Origin of the sequence: Rhizobium sp. PP-CC-3G-465 (genome assembly GCF_004343445.1) — a bacterium.
Taxonomy (GTDB): Bacteria; Pseudomonadota; Alphaproteobacteria; order Rhizobiales; family Rhizobiaceae; genus Ferranicluibacter; species Ferranicluibacter rubi.
The window spans coordinates 1-16,193 of sequence record NZ_SLYH01000001.1; the positions used below are offsets into that span (position 1 = coordinate 1).

Sequence of the window (16,193 nt, forward strand, 5' to 3'; positions counted from 1 at the left end):
CTATAGTAATAGGCGATCGCGCCGGGAGTGGGATCTTGGTAACCGCTTCCATCGAAGACATAGACCCAGACCCTGCCGGTTTTTGTCTTGCCCCGTCCGGGGTCGAGAACATCGACCGGGGTATCGTCCGTATGTATTCGGTCGACCGCGGCGATATGGGCTCTGATCAGCAAGATAAGAGGAGCCAGTAGAACGGAGACGCGGCCGACCCAGTCCGCCATGACAGAGCGGGAGATGTCTATGCCCAACCGGTCGTACATCTCGGACAGGCGGTAGAGGGGGATGTGATCGTCGAACTTGGCGACCATGATATGGGCCAGCAATCCCGGTCCGGGTTTGCCGCGCTCGATCGGCAGGGTCGGCATCTCGCCAGCCACTGTCGTATCGCATTCCCTGCAGATCATGCGCTTTTCGACATGGCGGACAATCTTCACCGACGCCGGCACGTGCTCCAGCACCTGGACCACCCTGTCGGCCGCCTTCAGGAACGAGGTGCCACCACAGGTCGGGCAATTGCAGGGCGCCGCATAGACCAGCTCTTCAGTGGCGAGACCATCTGGCAATGGCTTGCGCTTCGGCTTGTCCGACGCGTCATCCAACTCCGGCAGAGGAGCTTTCCCGGAGCGCATCTCAGCCTCGGCACGGGAGGCCTCGATCTCCTCCAGCATCAGCTCAAACTGCTCGATCTTCCGGTCGATCTTTTCCGAAGAAGCGCCATGCTGCCGATGGCGGAGCAGCTCCAGTTGCGCGCGCAGGAGCCCGATAATGGAGTCGCGCTTGCTGACTTCGGCTTCCTGGCTCTCAAGTTTCGCCGCCTGTTCCGCGACGAGTGCGCGCAAAACAGATAGCTCGTTCTGACTGTCCAGCGGCGTTGTTTCCATGCCCCTAAACGTAGCAGATTTGCCTCTGGAGCGCCAGAATTTTGCCCCGGATCTCCCTGCAAAATATAGCTTTTATCCCGTTCGACCGGGAGCGGAAGTCCACGCCGGGGGGCGCCAGTCGATCCCTTCCACAAGCATCGAAAGCTGCGCTTGCGTCAGGTGCGCAACGCCTTCCTTCGCCGTCGGCCAGGGAAAGTATCCGCGCTCCAGCACCTTGTAAAACAGGCAGAACCCTTGGCCATCCCACCATAAAAGTTTGATCCGGTCGGCGCGCTTCCCACGGAAGCCGAAGATCGCACCCGAGCCCGGTGCCTCCTTAACCGCCGTCTCGACCAGCGCCGATAGACCATCAATGCCACGCCGCATGTCGGTCACTCCGCAGGCCAAATAGACCCGCACATTCCCAGAAGGCCCGATCATGCCGCCTCCACGCAAGCGATCAACGACCCGAGCATTCTTAGCTCCACGTCAGCCGGAACCCTCAAACACCGACCGTTTCGTAGCGAGATCTCGATGACCGCTGGCGTCGGTGGCGTGTCAGGTGCTTGGGTAGCGCTCGCCTCCTCGGTGATTTCCACCGGAAGGAACATCGCTGGTCGACCGACATAGCTGAAGGACTGCCGCCACAAACGGATTTGGCCAGGATGAATGTCATGCCGGCGAGCCACATCACCAATGCGAACACCACGTTGATCCGCTTCTGCCAATATCCTCAGTTTCGCCTCGTCCGACCAACGCCTTCTGCGCTCAGTCCCGGACATGATCTCAATTCGAGCCATGAAACCTCTTTGATCTGGAATTAATGTCAGCACTAATGCTGGTTCTAATGCCAGAACATCGCCTGATTTGGCCGATCAGAGAAATCTGCTCGCCGGACGCTTACGTTTGATCGTGGCTCGCGCGAGGCTCAGGCTTGAAGGATCTCCAGCCCGGCTTCGCGATAAAGCGAGAGTGTCGTGTCGTCGATATCGGCGGAAACCACAAGACCGGTCAGGTCGGCAAGCGGCAGGATGCGGTGCGGCGACACCGCGCCGAGCTTGTCGCCTGCCGCAAGGATGAAGGTTTCCGCGGACTGGCGGGCGATGGCGCGCTTGATCGCGGCCTCCTCGAAATCGCCCGTGGTGGCGCCATGCGTTGGATGAAGGGCGGTTGCGCCGAGGAAGAACAGGTCGAAACGCATCGTCTCGATGGCAGCAAGCGCTGCCGATCCGGTGGCTACCATCGAGTGCTTGTAGAGCCGGCCGCCGATCAGGATCACCTCGGCATCGTGGCCGGCGAGCGCTGCGGCGATTGTCGGGCTGTGCGTGGCGATGGTGATCCGCAGATCGCGGGGCAGGGCCCGGGCCAGCGTCTCGTTCGTGCTGCCGCCGTCGAGGAAGACGAACTGGCCCGCGGCGATCCGCTCGACCGCCCGCAGCGCGAGTGCGTGCTTCGTCGCCTTGGCGGTCTGCGTTCGCGCGCCGAGATCGGGCAAGGGCGGGGCCACCGGCAGGGCGCCGCCATGGACGCGCTGCAGCTTGCCGGCGCCCGCCAGCTCCCGCAAATCGCGGCGGATCGTGTCCTCCGACAGGCCGAGTTCACCGGCAAGGGCGGTCGCGACGATCTGCCCGTCGCGGCGTAGGCGATCGAGGATGAGGGCGTGCCGCTGGCTGGTGAGCATCGAAATCTCCTTCTTGACTCTTCTGGATACTACGTGATCAAACAAGAATTAGCAAGAAAATACCAGCAGAACCATGAAGGCGTTTCCCATGTTGATTTTGATTGCCGGCCCCTATCGTTCCGGTACGAATGACGATCCTGCGAAGATGGCAGCCAATCTGAAGGTGCTCGAGGCGCCGTCGCACGCGTTGTTTCAGGCAGGGCATGTGCCGATGATCGGGGAGTGGGTGGCGCTGCCGATCTGGCATGCGGCTGGCGGAAAGACGGTTGGGGATGCGCTCTATGAGGAGATCTTCCACCCGGTCGCCGGCCGGCTGCTCGCGCTCTGCGATGCCGTGCTCCGCCTGCCCGGCGCCTCGAAAGGGGCCGACAATGACGTGCGGATCGCGCGCGAGCGCGGCATTCCGGTCTATGAGAGGCTGGAGGATGTGCCGGGCTGCGCAGCCTTCGCGAAGGGCGCGCTCCCGGCCTGATCCTGTATCGGCTCCCGCCTTTAGGCGGGCTCGGCTTCACGCACTCGCATCATCTCGCGGAACGCCGGGCGCGACTGGCAACGCTCGATCCAGGCCTTGATGCCAGGATGCCTGTCGAACAGGGCCGTCTGGCTCTGGGCGTAGCGGAGCACTTCCGCAAGGTTGAGGTCTGCCACGGTGAAACGGTCGCCGACAACGTGGGCATGTTGCGAAAGGCGGGTTTCCAGAACGCCGAAGCGCGTTTCCAGTGCCTGTGTCGCGGCGTCCACGATGGCCCGGCCGCGCGCCGGGCCGTTCGGTTCGGCGTCATAGGCCAGCACGATCTTGACCGCGTGGGGCTCGATTTCCGTTGCGGCCCACAGCGTCCAGTCGAGGATCTGCCCTTCCTCGGCGGCATCCGCGCCGGCGAGCGGCCCGCCATATGTGCGCGCAAGATAAAGGTTGTTGGCAAGCGAATCCGCCAGCACCAGCCCGTTATCCTCGATCGCGGGGATCTTGCCCCGGGGATTGATGGCAAGGAAGGCCGGCGACTGCGTGTTGAGCGGCGCCGTCTTCGCCAGCGGGTCGACCAGCCGGCGCGCCTGTATGACCGGCACAGCGCGGAACGCTATGCCGAGTTCGCCGGCCATCCAGTAATTGCGCGATGCCCGCGACCGATAGACCCCGTAGATGGTCAGCATGATAGTCTCCAGACCTTGATGTTGCAGACGAGCCTTAACGTTTCGGCCGGGGGATGGAAGACCGGCGCGCTGATGCAAGGCATGAAGTTTGCTGATGGTTTGCGCGTCACACGCGGCGGTTTCCCGTCACCGTCAGATGCGGGAACGCTTCCGCCGTTCCGTCCACGAGGTCTGCGCTGGCCTTCTCCGTCCAGCGGTAGCCGAGGATGGCGTCTCCGACGTTTTCGAAGAGATTGTCGGTGATGAAGGCCGTGCCGGCGCCTTCCGCAACAGACACGCCGCAACCGAGTTGGGCGACGCGGATGATGTTGCCGGTGACGGAAACGTTGCGTAGATACGGCCCCCAACCCAGCACCAGTGCCCAGCGCGCCACCTGCTCGATGACGTTGCCGGTCACGACCGTGTCGGCCTCGGCCGAAATGCCGAAACCGAAGCCCGCGCCGTCGGAGACATAGGGAGCGATGCCGGTGATGTTGCGGATGACGTTCTGCCCCACCGTCGCGAGCCTTCCGCCGACGTCGAAATTGACGATGGAAATGCCGTTGGCGGCAGTGTCGATGACGTTGCCGGTGACGATGGCGCCCTGAAAGCCGAATTCGGAGTAGATGGCGGTCTCGCCGGAGCGCAGGCACTGGTTGGCCGAGATTAGCACGTTGTTTGCGGCATTGGCGCGGATGGCGGACAGGGCGCAATCGGATACGTGGTTGCCGGAGACCATGACGTCGCCGGCGCGAAAGATGTTGATGCCGTTGCCGTTCTGACCGGTTCCGCCATCGCGGGAAGCAATGCGGGAGATGCGATTGCCCGAGACCAGCGTTCCGTCGGAGCCCGCTTCCGACCTGTGAACGAGGATGCCGCCATTGCCGCAGTCGGCGACGGTGTTGCCCGTGATCGAGAGGCCTCGGCTATCGACGGCGAAGATGCCGACACCCTGGGCGCCCGAAATGTCGTTGTCGCGGATGCGGCCACTGCTGCGCCTGAGGTTCAGGCCATGACCTGCCGTGCGGCCCGATATCACGCAGTTGTCGATCGTCAGCCGCTCGATGCCGTCGAGGTCCACGAGACCGCGGCCGGGGTCGCTCGTCTGTCCGTCGCCGTCGAGGGTCAGTCCGGTCAGCGTGAGCCGGGCCAGGTTTTCGGCTGTCAGGAGCGGGCCTTCACCCGAGGCGATCAGCCGTGTCGCGCCGGGCGTGCCGGCCAGCGTCAGGCCGTCGGGCAGGGTGATCCCGGAGAGCCTGTAGTCGCCGGGTGGCAGCATGACGGGCAGGCGGCGGTCGACGGCCTCGGCAAGGAGAGCCCGGAACGCCTTCGACTGGTTGGCACGCCTGCCGGGCCGGACGCCGAAGTCGGCCGCGTCGAGCGCGCCGCGAAAGCCGTCCGGCAGGGACGCCGCGCTTGTCTGCCTGCTGCCGAGGGCAACCGGCAGGCTCGCCAGGGCGAAAAGAAGGGTGCGGCGGGTCGTCATGTCGTGTTCGCTGAAGGGGGCTGGTGATCGGGCATCTTTAGGGAAGAATAACTTCTTTCCGTTAGCACTTCGTATCGGACAGCGCACGCCAATGACTGGCGGGAGAAAGCCTTGAGCAAAACGACCCCACGCGGACGTAGCACGATCTCCGAAAGTTCTTCGGGCAGCGACCACACGCAGCGCCTGATCGAGGCGACGCGCCGGCTCGCCAGTGAAGCCGCCCGCCTCTACGGCCCGCGCACCGACATCGCCGAACGCCATTACTGGCTGGAAACGATGGTCAACCATATTCCGGATTACATCTACGCCAAGGATCTGCAAGGCCGGTTTCTCATCGCCAACGAGGCGACCGTGCGGGACAACGGCTTTGCCGAGATGCACCAGATCGTCGGGCTGACCGATTTCGATCTGCACGACGAGGCGGTCGCCGCCCGGATCACCGAGGGCGAACGGCAGGTCATTGCGAGCGGTGAGCCGATCATCGGAATGGAAGAGCGCGCGGCTGTCGAGAAGGGTTGCGAGCGCTGGCTGATGACGTCGAAGGTGCCGCTGCGCGACAAGCTCGGCCGGACGATCGGCACCGTCGGCGTCTCCCGCGATATCACCGACCGCAAGCGTGCCGAACAGCTGATGATCGGGCAGACGCGTGTGCTGGAGATGATCGCCAAGGACACGCCGCTGCCGGATCTCTTCCACGAGCTGATCCTGATGATCGAGGCGCATGTGCCGGGCGTGCAGGGCGCCGTATACATGCTGACCGAGGACGGGCAGCGGCTCCTGAAGGGCGTGGCGCCCGGTCTTGATCCCACCTATGCGGCCGCGCTCGAAGGCTTTCCGATCGGACCGAACAACGGTTCCTGCGGCACCGCCGCTTTTCTCGGCGAGTCCGTCTTCGTCGGCGATATCCTGAACGACCCGCTATGGGCGCCCTATGTCGATTTCGTGAGGCCTTTCGGGTATCGCGCCTGCTGGGCGGCGCCGCTTCTGTCGTTCCATGGCAAGGTGCTCGGCACCTTCGCGCTCTATTCGAAGACGGTCGGCCTGCCGGCAGATCCAGTCCGTGACCTCATCGCCATGGCCGCGCGTCTGGCCGGGATCGCGATCGAGCGTCGCGAGGCGGCCGAACGCATCCATTTCATGGCGCATCACGATGCTTTGACCGGATTGCCGAACCGCATCATGCTCGACGGGCACATGGAAAAGGCCATGACGGATGCGCGGGAGAAAGGCGAGTGGGTGGCGCTTGCCTTCCTCGATCTCGACAATTTCAAGCTCGTCAATGACAGCCTCGGCCACAATGCCGGAGACGAACTGCTGCGCAACGTCGCGCAGCGCATGAGCCTGTGCGTGCGCAAGGGCGACATGATCATCCGCGTCGGCGGCGACGAGTTCATCATTCTTCTTACCGGCCTCCAGGCCGACCGGGAGGTCGTGCTCGCGCGCTTCGAAGGCATCCGCAGCGCGATCGCCCGCCCGATGACGCTGGCCGGGCAGACCTTGCAGGTCACCTGCAGCATGGGCGTCGTGTGCTATCCGGAGCAGGGGGAAAGCACCGGCGAGCTGCTCGCCAATGCGGATGCTGCCATGTACCGGGCCAAGGCGCTCGGGCGCAACAACCTCAAGCTCTTCTCGTCCGAGATGGCGGATGCCGCGCATGCGAAGCTGCTTCGGGTCGAGGCCCTGCGGAAGGCGCTGGAACAGAACGAATTCGTGCTTCACTACCAGCCGCAGCTCAATCTTGCATCGGGCCGCATCTTTGCGGCCGAGGCGCTGCTGCGCTGGAACCATCCCCAGCAGGGTCTGATATCTCCGTGCGAATTCGTGCCGCTCGCGGAAGAGACGGGGCTGATCGTGGAGATCGGCGAATGGGTGCTGGATGCCGCCTGTCGCCAGAACCGGGCATGGCAGGATGCCGGGTTGCCGAGCCTGATCGTCAGCGTCAACGTGTCGGCGCGCCAGTTCGCGGAGAAGGCCTGGGTCTCCCGCGTGGCCCGGACGCTGACAGAGACCGGCCTCGACCCGCAGTTTCTGGAGCTCGAGCTGACCGAAAGCCTGATCATGCAGGACGTGCCGCAGGCGATCGCCACCATGCACGAGCTGGAAGCACTCGGCGTACGGCTCGCCATCGACGATTTCGGCACCGGCTATTCCAGCCTCAGCGCGCTCAAGCGCTTTCCCGTCCGCCGCCTGAAGATCGATCGCTCCTTCGTCAAGGACATCCCGGATGACGAGGACGACATGGCGATCACGGCGGCGATCATCTCGCTGGCGCAGAAGCTCAAGCTCGATGTGATCGCCGAGGGCGTCGAGACGCAGGAACAGCTCGATTTCCTGCGCGATGCCGGCTGTAACGAGATCCAGGGCTACTGGGTCAGCCGTCCGCTGCCGCCGGCCGCGTTCGTGACGCAGCTCGACAGGGGCAGGATTCTCGACGCCGTGTGTGCCTGATCCGGCAATCGACCTGATGCCGGTTGCTCCGCCATACTCCCGTCGCGCGGCAAGCCTCGCGCCAGCACGTCTCTGCCATAAAGGGTGACAACCGCCGGCAGCGGATGGATGCAAAGTTGCAACGGTCGTCAAAAACCCGGTGGAGCCTGCTTTTCCTCCGTTTGCCGCGCACTAGCTTGGCTGTTGTGCTCGTTGAAGCCGAATGCGCGGGCCCGTCCTTCCAACGGACCGGCGCGATCGGCAAAACGGATCATGATCGTCGCGTCAACCGGAAGTCCGCCCCTTATGAGCCCGCTCAAGCCTCCGACGTCCCCTCTGTCTCGCCGTCAGTTTCTGAACCTGACCGGCGTGGCCGCCGCAACGGCTGCGCTGTCGGCCTGCAACAGCACGTCCAACACCCCCAGCTTCAATTCCGAAACCCGGCCCTATTTCCGCAACCCGGAATTCGACAACCGCTTTGCGCCGGCCAACGGCAGCTATCCGCCCTTCGGTCAGCCGCAGAACGCCGCCTATATGACCGGCCTGCCGCCGCGCTCGGCCTATGCCGCCAGCATTTACGGCCCGGTCGTCGATGGTGGCTATGCCATTCCCGCCGTGCCCTTTCAGGAGATCGATCCGCGCTTCTACCGCCAGGAAGTCGCCGATCCCTTCGGCGAAGCGCCTGGCACGATCATCGTGGATACGCAGGACCGGTTTCTCTATCTGACCGAGCCGGGCGGACGTGCCATGCGCTACGGCGTCGGCATCGGCCGCGAAGGCTTTGCCTGGTCCGGCCGGGGCGTCATCCAGTGGAAGCAGAAATGGCCGCGGTGGAAGCCGCCGAACGAGATGGTCGCGCGCCAGCCGCATCTCGCCGCCTATTCCATCGAGAACGGCGGCATGGAACCGGGCCTGTCAAACCCGCTCGGCGCGCGCGCCATGTACATCTTCAAGGACGGGCAGGACACGCTCTACCGCCTGCACGGCTCGCCGGAATGGCAGTCGATCGGCAAGGCGGTATCGTCAGGCTGCGTCCGCCTGATCAATCAGGACGTCATCGATCTCTACGATCGTGTGCGGACGAAGTCGCCGATCCTCGTCGTCTGACATTCGACGGATGTCTTGCGAAAAGCATGGCCGGCGGTTTCCGCCGGCTTTTTGCTGTGCGTCGGTGCCAGATGTCAGTGCCGGCCTGTCTCGATGATCTCGGCCAGCGCTTTCAGATTGTCCGATGTCAGCGGCTTTTCGAAATAACGCTTCACGAAATCATATTGCAGCGCCTTGCGCCGGTCGGCGCCGAGGTGCGAGCTGGTGAGCATGACGACCAGCGGGACGGGATCGCTGAATTGGCGGGCGAAATCGCGGGCGTAGCTTTCGAGAAATTCGAAGCCGTTCATGACCGGCATGTTGATGTCGAGAATGATCGCGTCCGGCCGCTCCCGGCGCAGCATATCCAGGCCCTCGCGGCCGTTCAGCGCCTGCACGACCTTGATGTCGGGGTCGAAGCGCTGGATGGTATAGCCGCAGATGAAGAGATCCGTCTCATCGTCGTCGATGATCAGGAGTGAGCCGATGGTCATGCGTCGTTCCTCTGGGGCAAGCGTATGACGAACCGGCTGCCCTTGTCGAGCCGAACGTAAGCCACGGTGCCGCCGAGATGCTCGACGCTCGTCTTGACGATGTAGAGACCGAGGCCGCTACTATCGGCCTTTGACGGGTGGAAGCGCTTGAACATCTGAAACAGGCCGCTTTCGTCACCCTGTCCGAGACCGAGGCCATTGTCGGACACGCAAAGTTCCAGCCATCCGTCGCCGGTAAGCGCGGCATCCACGATCACACGGCGCGTCTCCTCGTCGGGATCGGCATATTTGATGGCGTTCGAGATGAGATTGTCGAGGATCATCCGGAGACGGGCCGGCTTGGTCCGGATGACGAGCGTTTCGGGAATGTCGACCGCTAAGGAGACCTGCCGTCCCGGGTCGATGAAGCGCAGTCGCTCGATGGTCTCCTGCACCGTGGAGGCCAGCGGTACGGAGGTCGTCGCCTCGTCCAGCAGGCGGCTGCGTTTCAGCTGGATGATGTTCTCGATCAGCCCGTCGAGCTTCTGCAGCCCGCGTTCGAGCCGTCCGATGACAGGGACGAGCTGCGTCGTGGGGGCCTGCAGGCCGATCATGTCGCGCATGATGGCGGTGAGGCCGATGGAGGACGCGATGGGCGCGCGCAGGTCGTGGGAGGTGCGCCAGGCGAATTCTTCGAGTTCCGCATTGACGTCCAGGATCTCCTGCTCGTGCTGCTTTCGCTGGGAGATATCGCGGATGATGCCACTGTAGAGCACGGTGTGGTCGAGTTCGATCCGGGCGACGGAGAGGTCGAGGGGAAAGCGGATGCCGTTGCGGCGCGTGCCTTCGACCTCCCGCGCGGCGCAGGCGATGTCCGCGATGTGATCGTCGTTTCCCGCTGCCGGCAGAAGGTCCGGAATGAGCGTGCTGACGTCGCGTCCGAGCATGTCCTCGCTGCGATAGCCGAAGATCGTTTCCATGGCGCGGTTTGCCGAGAGAATCGTGCCGCGGGCATCGATGGTGACGATCCCGTCCGCCGCGGTGTCGATGATCGCACTCATGCGTTCCTGGCTCTCGCGCAGCTGCAGGGCGATGGCGCGAGAGCGCTGTGCGCTGCGAAAGGCGTAGACGATGAGGCCGGCATAGACGATGCCGGAGACCACGAGCAGGCCGGCGAGGATCGCCTGCGATGCCGGCTTGCCGTCTGGATCGATGCTGACCGGGGGGCTGCTGCCCTCGAAGGCGTTCTGCAGGTCGAGCAGCGTGAGAGCCAGGAGCAGGAGATAGCTTGCGGCACCGAGCATGGCGGCGATGGTCGAGGCGTCGTAGTCCAGCTCCTCCACGCGCAGGAAGATCAGGGGGAGGGCGAGTGCCGCAAAACAAAGGGCGGTGTGCGGCGACATGTGTCCGTAGCGCGGCCAGTCGCTCTCCGCGACGAGTTGCAGGCCGTAACCGATCAGCGTGGCAGCGGCCGCCATGAACACGGTGGCGGCGAGAACGACTCGCAGGAGCGTCGGCCTGCCTGTCACGGCGCTGACGAGGATGCAGACCCCGATCAGGAGGAAAGAGAGCGCCGTGCCGCTCGCCAGATGCCCGGGATGGGGCGACGTCTGGCGGAAGGGGTCGATCAGCAGCGTGTCGAGCGGGTGCCCGGCATGAAAGAGCGGCTCCAGCAGGAAGGCGAGGCCGATGAGCATGACGGCGATCGAGAGGCCGGTCGCGATCCGCCCCGCACCGGAAAGGAGAGCGGTCACGGCAAGGCCGGTCAGAACGAAGTTGACGGCGGTGTTGAACTGCATGCGGAAGAGAATGGGCAGCGTGTCGGCGACGTGCCCGGACTTCAGGAGCCAGAGACTGCCGATGCCGGTGCCGACGAGGACGCAGAACCAGGCCGCCGCCATGCCAGCCTTGTGCCAGCTCATGCGGGCCGGCGTCGAACGAGATCGGTTTCCGTCGTGCATCTGCGCACCCGCGCTTTGTCGGGTCTTCTGTTCTTCCTTCGCTGGCGCGCGAACCATTCCCTTGGGGCACCCTCCGCTTCGTCCCTCCTGAGCGAGGAGATCACGGCATGCAGGTGGCGTCAACGCATCATCACGCAACGGGCTGCGCGCGGCAGGCTTTGTCAGCCGGCGTCGACTGTCTCTTCCGGATCGGAAAGCTCCGGTTGGGAAAGTCTCTGGGTCAGCGCTTCCAGCACGCGCCGCAACGCGCGTGCCTCATCGGTGCTGCAGCCAATCGCGCTGCCGATGGCCGTTTGCACATGGCCGGCCTCCGCCTGCAGGGCCTTGCCCTTTTCGGTCAGGGCGATGTTGACCTGCCGCTCGTCCTTGCGGTCGCGCGTGCGGCTGACGAGGCCGGCGGTATCCAGGCGCTTGAGAAGAGGGGAGAGCGTGCCGGAATCGAGCCCCAACTGTTCCCCGATCTGCTTCACCGTCATCACCTTGTGTTCCCACAATGCGAGAAGGACGAGATATTGCGGATAGGTGAGGCCGAAGCGGTCGAGCAATGGCTTGTAGGTCCGGTTGAACGCGTGGGTGAGGGAATAGACCGCGAAGCAGAGCTGGTCGTCCACCGGCAAGGGGACAGCAAAGGGCGCCGTTTGCACCGCATCTCCGTTCGCCATCGCCTTCATCTTTTCCATGTCCGCACCTTACACGGTTTGGCCGGAAATGCAATTTGCGAAATTCAGTTGCGTACAATTGAATTTTGCGATATGAAGGTGGGGAAGACAGCAGATCTTCTTCATGAAACGCGTCGAAAGCGACGACAGGAGACCCCAATGGCTATTCTCTACACCACCAAAGCTTCTGCCACCGGCGGCCGCGCAGGTCGCGCCGTGTCCGAGAACGGCGTGCTCGACGTCGTTCTGACCGTTCCGAAGGAACTCGGCGGCGATGGCGCTACGGGCACGAACCCCGAGCAGCTCTTCGCAGCCGGCTATTCCGCCTGCTTCCTCGGTGCCTTGAAGAATGTAGCGGGCAAGGAAAAGATCAAGGTTCCTGAAGAAACCAAGGTCACCGCGACAGTTGGCATCGGCCCGCGTGATGACGGCACCGGCTTCGGCATTGAGGTCTCGCTCCTCGTCGACATCCCCGGCCTCGACCGCGAAACCGCGGAAAAGCTAGTGGCTGCCGCTCACATCGTCTGCCCCTACAGCCACGCCATGCGCACCTCGACGGAAGTGCCGGTCAAGGTCGCCTGATAGGGCCATCCAGCATTATCGTCTGACATTTCAGAGGGTGGAGACGGCGCGTCCGTCTCCACCCTTTTTTATGCTTCGGATCCCGCTTTCCCGCCATGCGTGCGCATTTGATCGTGACCGCGAAGGATGGCATGATGTGCGCGAAAGACGACCATTGCGGGGAGGCAGGATGTCGGAAGAACACGGAAAATTCATTTGGACGGAACTGATGACGACCGACCGGGCGGCGGCTGGGGCGTTCTACAGCGCCGTGGTCGGCTGGACCACGGTCGAGATGGCAGCCTTTGATTACACCGTCTTCGAGACCGCACGGCCCGAAGGCGATGGCCGGGTCGGCATTGCCGGGATGATGTCCATCCCGCCGGAGCTGTTGGCGGAGAAGGTGCCGCCGAACTGGACGGCCTATGTCTCCGTGTCCGACTGCGATGCCACGGTGGCGAAGGTCGAGGCTCTGGGTGGGACGGTCCGCCGTCCGCCGGAGGATATTCCGGAGATCGGCCGCTTCGCCGTCATCGCCGATCCGCATGGGGCCGTGCTCTGTATCATGACGCCGCTGCCGATGGACGTGCCGCCACGCGCCGTTCCCTCCACGATACCGGGACAGTTCGGCTGGTACGAGCTCAATGCCGACGATTGCGAGGCGGCGTTTGCCTTTTATGCGGACGTCTTCGGCTGGACGGTCGATCACGACATGGATATGGGCGACCTCGGCATCTATCGGATCTTCGCCCATGACGGACAGGCGGTCGGCGGCATGATGACGCGCCTGCCGCAGATGCCGAAGGCACACTGGGCCACTTACATCACGGTCGACAGGCTCAACGACGCCATCTCCCGCCTCACGGCAGGCGGCGGCAGCGTCATCAACGGTCCGATGGAGGTCCCGGGGCCCGCCTATATCGTCAACGCCCGCGATCCGCAGGGCGCGTTCTTCTCGCTCGTGGCATCGGAGCATTAGGCAGCGCCCGTCGCTCGCCATGCCCTCGAGCAAGGATGAAAACATGCCTGCAATGGGCGCCCTCTGGCGGGCGGAAATCGACGCCGTCGAGTTTCACGTCGATGGCGGATACCGCTTCGTGGTGCACCGGAATGTGTTCCGAACACTCCGAGGATCTCCCGCCGCGCCTGAGGTTTGCGTCGCGTTCGTCGAGGCCAATGCGGAGGCGTTTGTCGTTGCGGCACGCGCGCGCATCGCGGAGGCCGCCTCGGCCTCGACACGGGCGTTTCACCTCAATAGCCGGCAGGTGCGACGCGCGATGACCATCGCGTCGCAACAGGGTGTGGATATCACAGAACCTGTGCCGCGCTGATCGAGGAGACGAACTGACGGGTGCGCTGGTGTTGCGGCGTATCGAAGACGGTTCGCGCGGGGCCTGCCTCGACGATATCGCCGGCCTGTAGGAAGATGACCTGATCGGCGAGTTTGGAGGCCAGACGCAGGTCATGCGTTGCCATGACCATGGTGGTGCCTTCGCGGGCCAGCGTGCCGAGCACGTCCACCACTTCGGCTGCAAGCTCCGGATCGAGCGCCGAGGTCGGCTCGTCGCAGAGGAGAACGCGGGGTGAGGGCGCCAAGGCCCGGGCGATGGCCACGCGCTGCTGCTGCCCGCCCGAAAGCGTCGCCGGCCAGGCCGAAGCCTTCTCCGCCATGCCAACCTTGGTCAGCAGTTCCATTGCGCGGGTTCGGGCCTTCTCGGCCGGCCATTTCAGCACGGTCGTCAGGCTTTCCATCACGTTCTCGATGGCCGTGCGATGCGGGAAGAGCTGGAAGTTCTGGAACACCATGCCGGTCTGCTGGCGGATCTTCTGGATGTCGTTCCAACCCGGCTTTTTGCCCTTCGCGAACACCGTCTCCTCGCTGCCGATGCGGATGGTGCCGGCGCTCGGGATCTCGAGCAGGTTGATGCAGCGCAGCAGCGTGCTCTTGCCGCCGCCGGACGGGCCGATCAGCGCGGTGACGCTGCCTTCGGGAATGGTGAGGTTGATATCCTTGAGGATCACGGCATCGCCGAAGCGCTTTTCGATGTGGCGAAGCTCGATCATCGGTTGGCCTCCATCATGCCGCCATAGCGCGCGAAGCGTCGCTCCAGCCGCACCTGCACCGAGGAGAGGACGGAACTGAGCGCGAGATAGATCAACGCCGCCTCGATATAGAGGATCAGGGGCTCATAGGTCGTGGCGACGATCCGCTGGGCCGACTGGAAAAGCTCGGGAACGGTAATGGCGGCTGCGAGCGATGTGTCCTTCACGAGCGAGATGAAGGTGTTCGACAGCGGTGGCACCGCGACGCGCGCTGCCTGCGGCAGGATGGTGCGTCGCATCGCCTGGTTCCAGGTCATGCCGATCGAATAGGCCGCCTCCCACTGCCCCTTGGGCACGGAGGAAATGACCGCGCGGATGATTTCGGAACTGTAGGCGCCGACATTCAGCGTGAAGCCGATCAGGGCTGCGGAAAAGGCATCGAGCAGGATGCCGACGCTCGGCAGTCCGTAGAAGATAACGAAGAGCTGAACGAGAAGCGGCGTACCCCGGATAACCCAGACGTAGAACCGGGCGATCAGCGCCAGCGGCGTCGGCGCGAACAGGCGTGTCACCGCGGTGATCAGGCCGAGGATCGCGCCAAGAAAGAAGGAGAGGAGCGTCAGGGGGACCGTGAACTTCGCTCCTGCCCATAACAGGGCCGGAAGCGAGTCGATCATGAGTTGCAGCCAGTGCGGCACGGTATCTCCTCAGCTTGCGCGATGCCGAAACAGAGCATTTGCCGTGAAACTCTGTTCACCGCAAATGCTCTGTCTCATCGTTACGACCGCATCATCCGGCAGCGGAGCCAAGACGCCCCGCCTGGAAATGCTACTGCATTCAGCGCGATACGTCCTGGCCGAAATATTTGTCCGAGATCGTCTTGTATGTGCCGTCGGCCTTGATGTCCGCCAAGGCCTTGTTGATCGCGGCCAAGAGTTCCGGCTCGCCCTTGCGGATGATGATACCGGAATAATCGGCATTGTCCTGCTCGGCAGCGATCTTTACCGGCGCATCCGGCTTCTGCTTCTTGAAGTCGAGGAAGGACAAGCTGTCGTTCACCGTCGCATCCGCCCGGCGCGTCAGCACGAGCTGGATCGACTGATCGAAGCCATCGGTGCCGACCAGTTCGGCGCCGGCGCTCTCTGCGATCTTGCCGAAATTGCTGCTCAGCGACTGCGCCGAGGTCTTGCCCTTGAGATCGGCGAAGCCCTTGATGTCGTCATTGTCCTGCCGGACGATCAGCACGGCCTTGGAGGCGATGTAGGGCTCGGAGAAGTCATACTTCTGCTTGCGCGCCTCGGTGATGCCGACCTGATTGATGACCGCATCGTAGCGGCCTGCGTCGATGCCGGCGATCAGTCCGTCCCACTTGCCCTCGATGAACTCCGCCTTGACGCCCAGCTTGGCGGCAACGGCTTCGCCGATCTCGACGTCGAAGCCGACCAGCTTGCCGCTGGCATCATGGAAGGTGAAGGGCGCATAGGTGCCCTCGGTGCCGATCTTCAGCACGCCGGCCGTGGTGATGGCCGACAGGTTCTCGCCGGCCAGTGCCGGTGCGATGGCGGCGGCGTGGAGGATGGCGGCAGTGGCGATGGTCTTGAGCCAGTTCATGGTCTTCTCGTCCTTCTGAGGCGGGGTCTGTTCTGTCGGCATATCGGCCGGTCGGAACTGTCATCGCAGGAAATAGGCGCCAGGGATTGAAAGAAAACTGCAAATGAAAGCGGCAAATGCGAAAATCTTGCTCTTGTCCACAGTGCAATTTTCGTCAGCAGGTAGCGAAGTTTCGCCATGCCTCTATGTTAGGCAAAGCTTCCTTTACGTTTAT

The 16,193-nt window shown here is 63.6% G+C and carries 18 protein-coding genes; 6 read left to right on the forward strand and 12 right to left on the reverse strand.

Features of this window, described 5'->3' with window-relative positions:
- From C8J33_RS00005 to C8J33_RS00020, 4 genes are all read right to left on the reverse strand, one after another.
- On the reverse strand, window positions 1–881 hold an 881-nt coding region (locus C8J33_RS00005), incomplete at its 3' end, for an IS66 family transposase (RefSeq protein WP_165929690.1).
- 72 nt (window positions 882–953) lie between these two features.
- A complete protein-coding gene (gene tnpB / locus C8J33_RS00010; protein ID WP_132662588.1) occupies window positions 954–1,301 on the reverse strand; it encodes an IS66 family insertion sequence element accessory protein TnpB in 348 nt (115 codons plus the stop codon).
- On the reverse strand, window positions 1,298–1,660 hold the full coding sequence (gene tnpA / locus C8J33_RS27855) for an IS66-like element accessory protein TnpA (protein ID WP_110803315.1): 363 nt from the start codon (window positions 1,658–1,660) through the stop codon (window positions 1,298–1,300). Before tnpA ends, tnpB begins: the two co-directional genes overlap by 4 nt.
- 128 nt (window positions 1,661–1,788) lie before the next feature.
- Window positions 1,789–2,541 carry a DeoR/GlpR family DNA-binding transcription regulator gene (locus C8J33_RS00020; protein ID WP_132662589.1) on the reverse strand — a complete coding sequence of 251 codons (753 nt, stop codon included), beginning with the start codon at window positions 2,539–2,541 and terminating at the stop codon, window positions 1,789–1,791.
- Between the two features lie 88 nt (window positions 2,542–2,629).
- Between C8J33_RS00020 and C8J33_RS00025 the strand changes: the two genes are divergently transcribed.
- A complete protein-coding gene (locus C8J33_RS00025; RefSeq protein ID WP_110801891.1) occupies window positions 2,630–3,013 on the forward strand; it encodes a DUF4406 domain-containing protein in 384 nt (127 codons plus the stop codon).
- Between the two features lie 20 nt (window positions 3,014–3,033).
- Here the strand turns inward: C8J33_RS00025 and C8J33_RS00030 are convergent, their stop codons facing one another.
- A complete protein-coding gene (locus tag C8J33_RS00030; protein WP_132662590.1) occupies window positions 3,034–3,693 on the reverse strand; it encodes a glutathione S-transferase family protein in 660 nt (219 codons plus the stop codon).
- 106 nt (window positions 3,694–3,799) lie between these two features.
- Window positions 3,800–5,158: a TIGR03808 family TAT-translocated repetitive protein gene (locus tag C8J33_RS00035; RefSeq protein ID WP_132662591.1), complete on the reverse strand. Its 1,359-nt coding sequence runs from the start codon at window positions 5,156–5,158 to the stop codon at window positions 3,800–3,802.
- Window positions 5,159–5,269: 111 nt separating this feature from the next.
- Between C8J33_RS00035 and C8J33_RS00040 the strand changes: the two genes are divergently transcribed.
- Together C8J33_RS00040 and C8J33_RS00045 are read left to right on the forward strand one after the other, a co-directional pair.
- On the forward strand, window positions 5,270–7,606 hold the full coding sequence (locus C8J33_RS00040; protein WP_132662592.1) for an EAL domain-containing protein: 2,337 nt from the start codon (window positions 5,270–5,272) through the stop codon (window positions 7,604–7,606).
- A gap of 285 nt (window positions 7,607–7,891) precedes the next feature.
- A complete protein-coding gene (locus tag C8J33_RS00045; protein ID WP_110801887.1) occupies window positions 7,892–8,692 on the forward strand; it encodes a L,D-transpeptidase in 801 nt (266 codons plus the stop codon).
- A gap of 74 nt (window positions 8,693–8,766) precedes the next feature.
- Here the strand turns inward: C8J33_RS00045 and C8J33_RS00050 are convergent, their stop codons facing one another.
- The 3 genes from C8J33_RS00050 to C8J33_RS00060 all read right to left on the reverse strand — a co-directional run bounded on the left by C8J33_RS00050 (window position 8,767) and on the right by C8J33_RS00060 (window position 11,776).
- Window positions 8,767–9,165: a response regulator gene (locus tag C8J33_RS00050; RefSeq protein ID WP_110801886.1), complete on the reverse strand. Its 399-nt coding sequence runs from the start codon at window positions 9,163–9,165 to the stop codon at window positions 8,767–8,769.
- Window positions 9,162–11,066, reverse strand: coding sequence for a PAS domain-containing sensor histidine kinase (locus C8J33_RS00055; protein WP_165929691.1), 1,905 nt, complete (start codon window positions 11,064–11,066; stop codon window positions 9,162–9,164). Before C8J33_RS00055 ends, C8J33_RS00050 begins: the two co-directional genes overlap by 4 nt.
- A gap of 200 nt (window positions 11,067–11,266) precedes the next feature.
- Window positions 11,267–11,776, reverse strand: coding sequence for a MarR family winged helix-turn-helix transcriptional regulator (locus tag C8J33_RS00060; RefSeq protein ID WP_422038002.1), 510 nt, complete (start codon window positions 11,774–11,776; stop codon window positions 11,267–11,269).
- A gap of 147 nt (window positions 11,777–11,923) precedes the next feature.
- On the opposite strand from C8J33_RS00060, the gene C8J33_RS00065 reads away from it, so the two are divergent.
- The 3 genes from C8J33_RS00065 (at window position 11,924) to C8J33_RS00075 (ending at window position 13,656) form a co-directional block, all read left to right on the forward strand.
- Window positions 11,924–12,346 carry an organic hydroperoxide resistance protein gene (locus C8J33_RS00065; protein WP_110730476.1) on the forward strand — a complete coding sequence of 141 codons (423 nt, stop codon included), beginning with the start codon at window positions 11,924–11,926 and terminating at the stop codon, window positions 12,344–12,346.
- A gap of 169 nt (window positions 12,347–12,515) precedes the next feature.
- Complete coding sequence (locus tag C8J33_RS00070; RefSeq protein ID WP_132662594.1) at window positions 12,516–13,304, forward strand: VOC family protein; 789 nt, start codon at window positions 12,516–12,518, stop codon at window positions 13,302–13,304.
- Between the two features lie 43 nt (window positions 13,305–13,347).
- On the forward strand, window positions 13,348–13,656 hold the full coding sequence (locus tag C8J33_RS00075) for a hypothetical protein (protein WP_132662595.1): 309 nt from the start codon (window positions 13,348–13,350) through the stop codon (window positions 13,654–13,656).
- Here C8J33_RS00075 and C8J33_RS00080 read toward each other — a convergent pair.
- From C8J33_RS00080 to C8J33_RS00090, 3 genes are all read right to left on the reverse strand, one after another.
- Window positions 13,634–14,389, reverse strand: coding sequence for an amino acid ABC transporter ATP-binding protein (locus tag C8J33_RS00080; RefSeq protein WP_110801882.1), 756 nt, complete (start codon window positions 14,387–14,389; stop codon window positions 13,634–13,636). The two genes, C8J33_RS00075 and C8J33_RS00080, sit on opposite strands and share 23 nt — an antisense overlap.
- Entirely contained in the window at window positions 14,386–15,066 is a 681-nt protein-coding gene (locus tag C8J33_RS00085; RefSeq protein ID WP_110730472.1) for an ABC transporter permease subunit, read from the reverse strand. Before C8J33_RS00085 ends, C8J33_RS00080 begins: the two co-directional genes overlap by 4 nt.
- A 139-nt stretch (window positions 15,067–15,205) precedes the next feature.
- Window positions 15,206–15,979: an amino acid ABC transporter substrate-binding protein gene (locus tag C8J33_RS00090; RefSeq protein WP_132662596.1), complete on the reverse strand. Its 774-nt coding sequence runs from the start codon at window positions 15,977–15,979 to the stop codon at window positions 15,206–15,208.
- Between the last annotated feature and the right edge of the window lie 214 nt (window positions 15,980–16,193).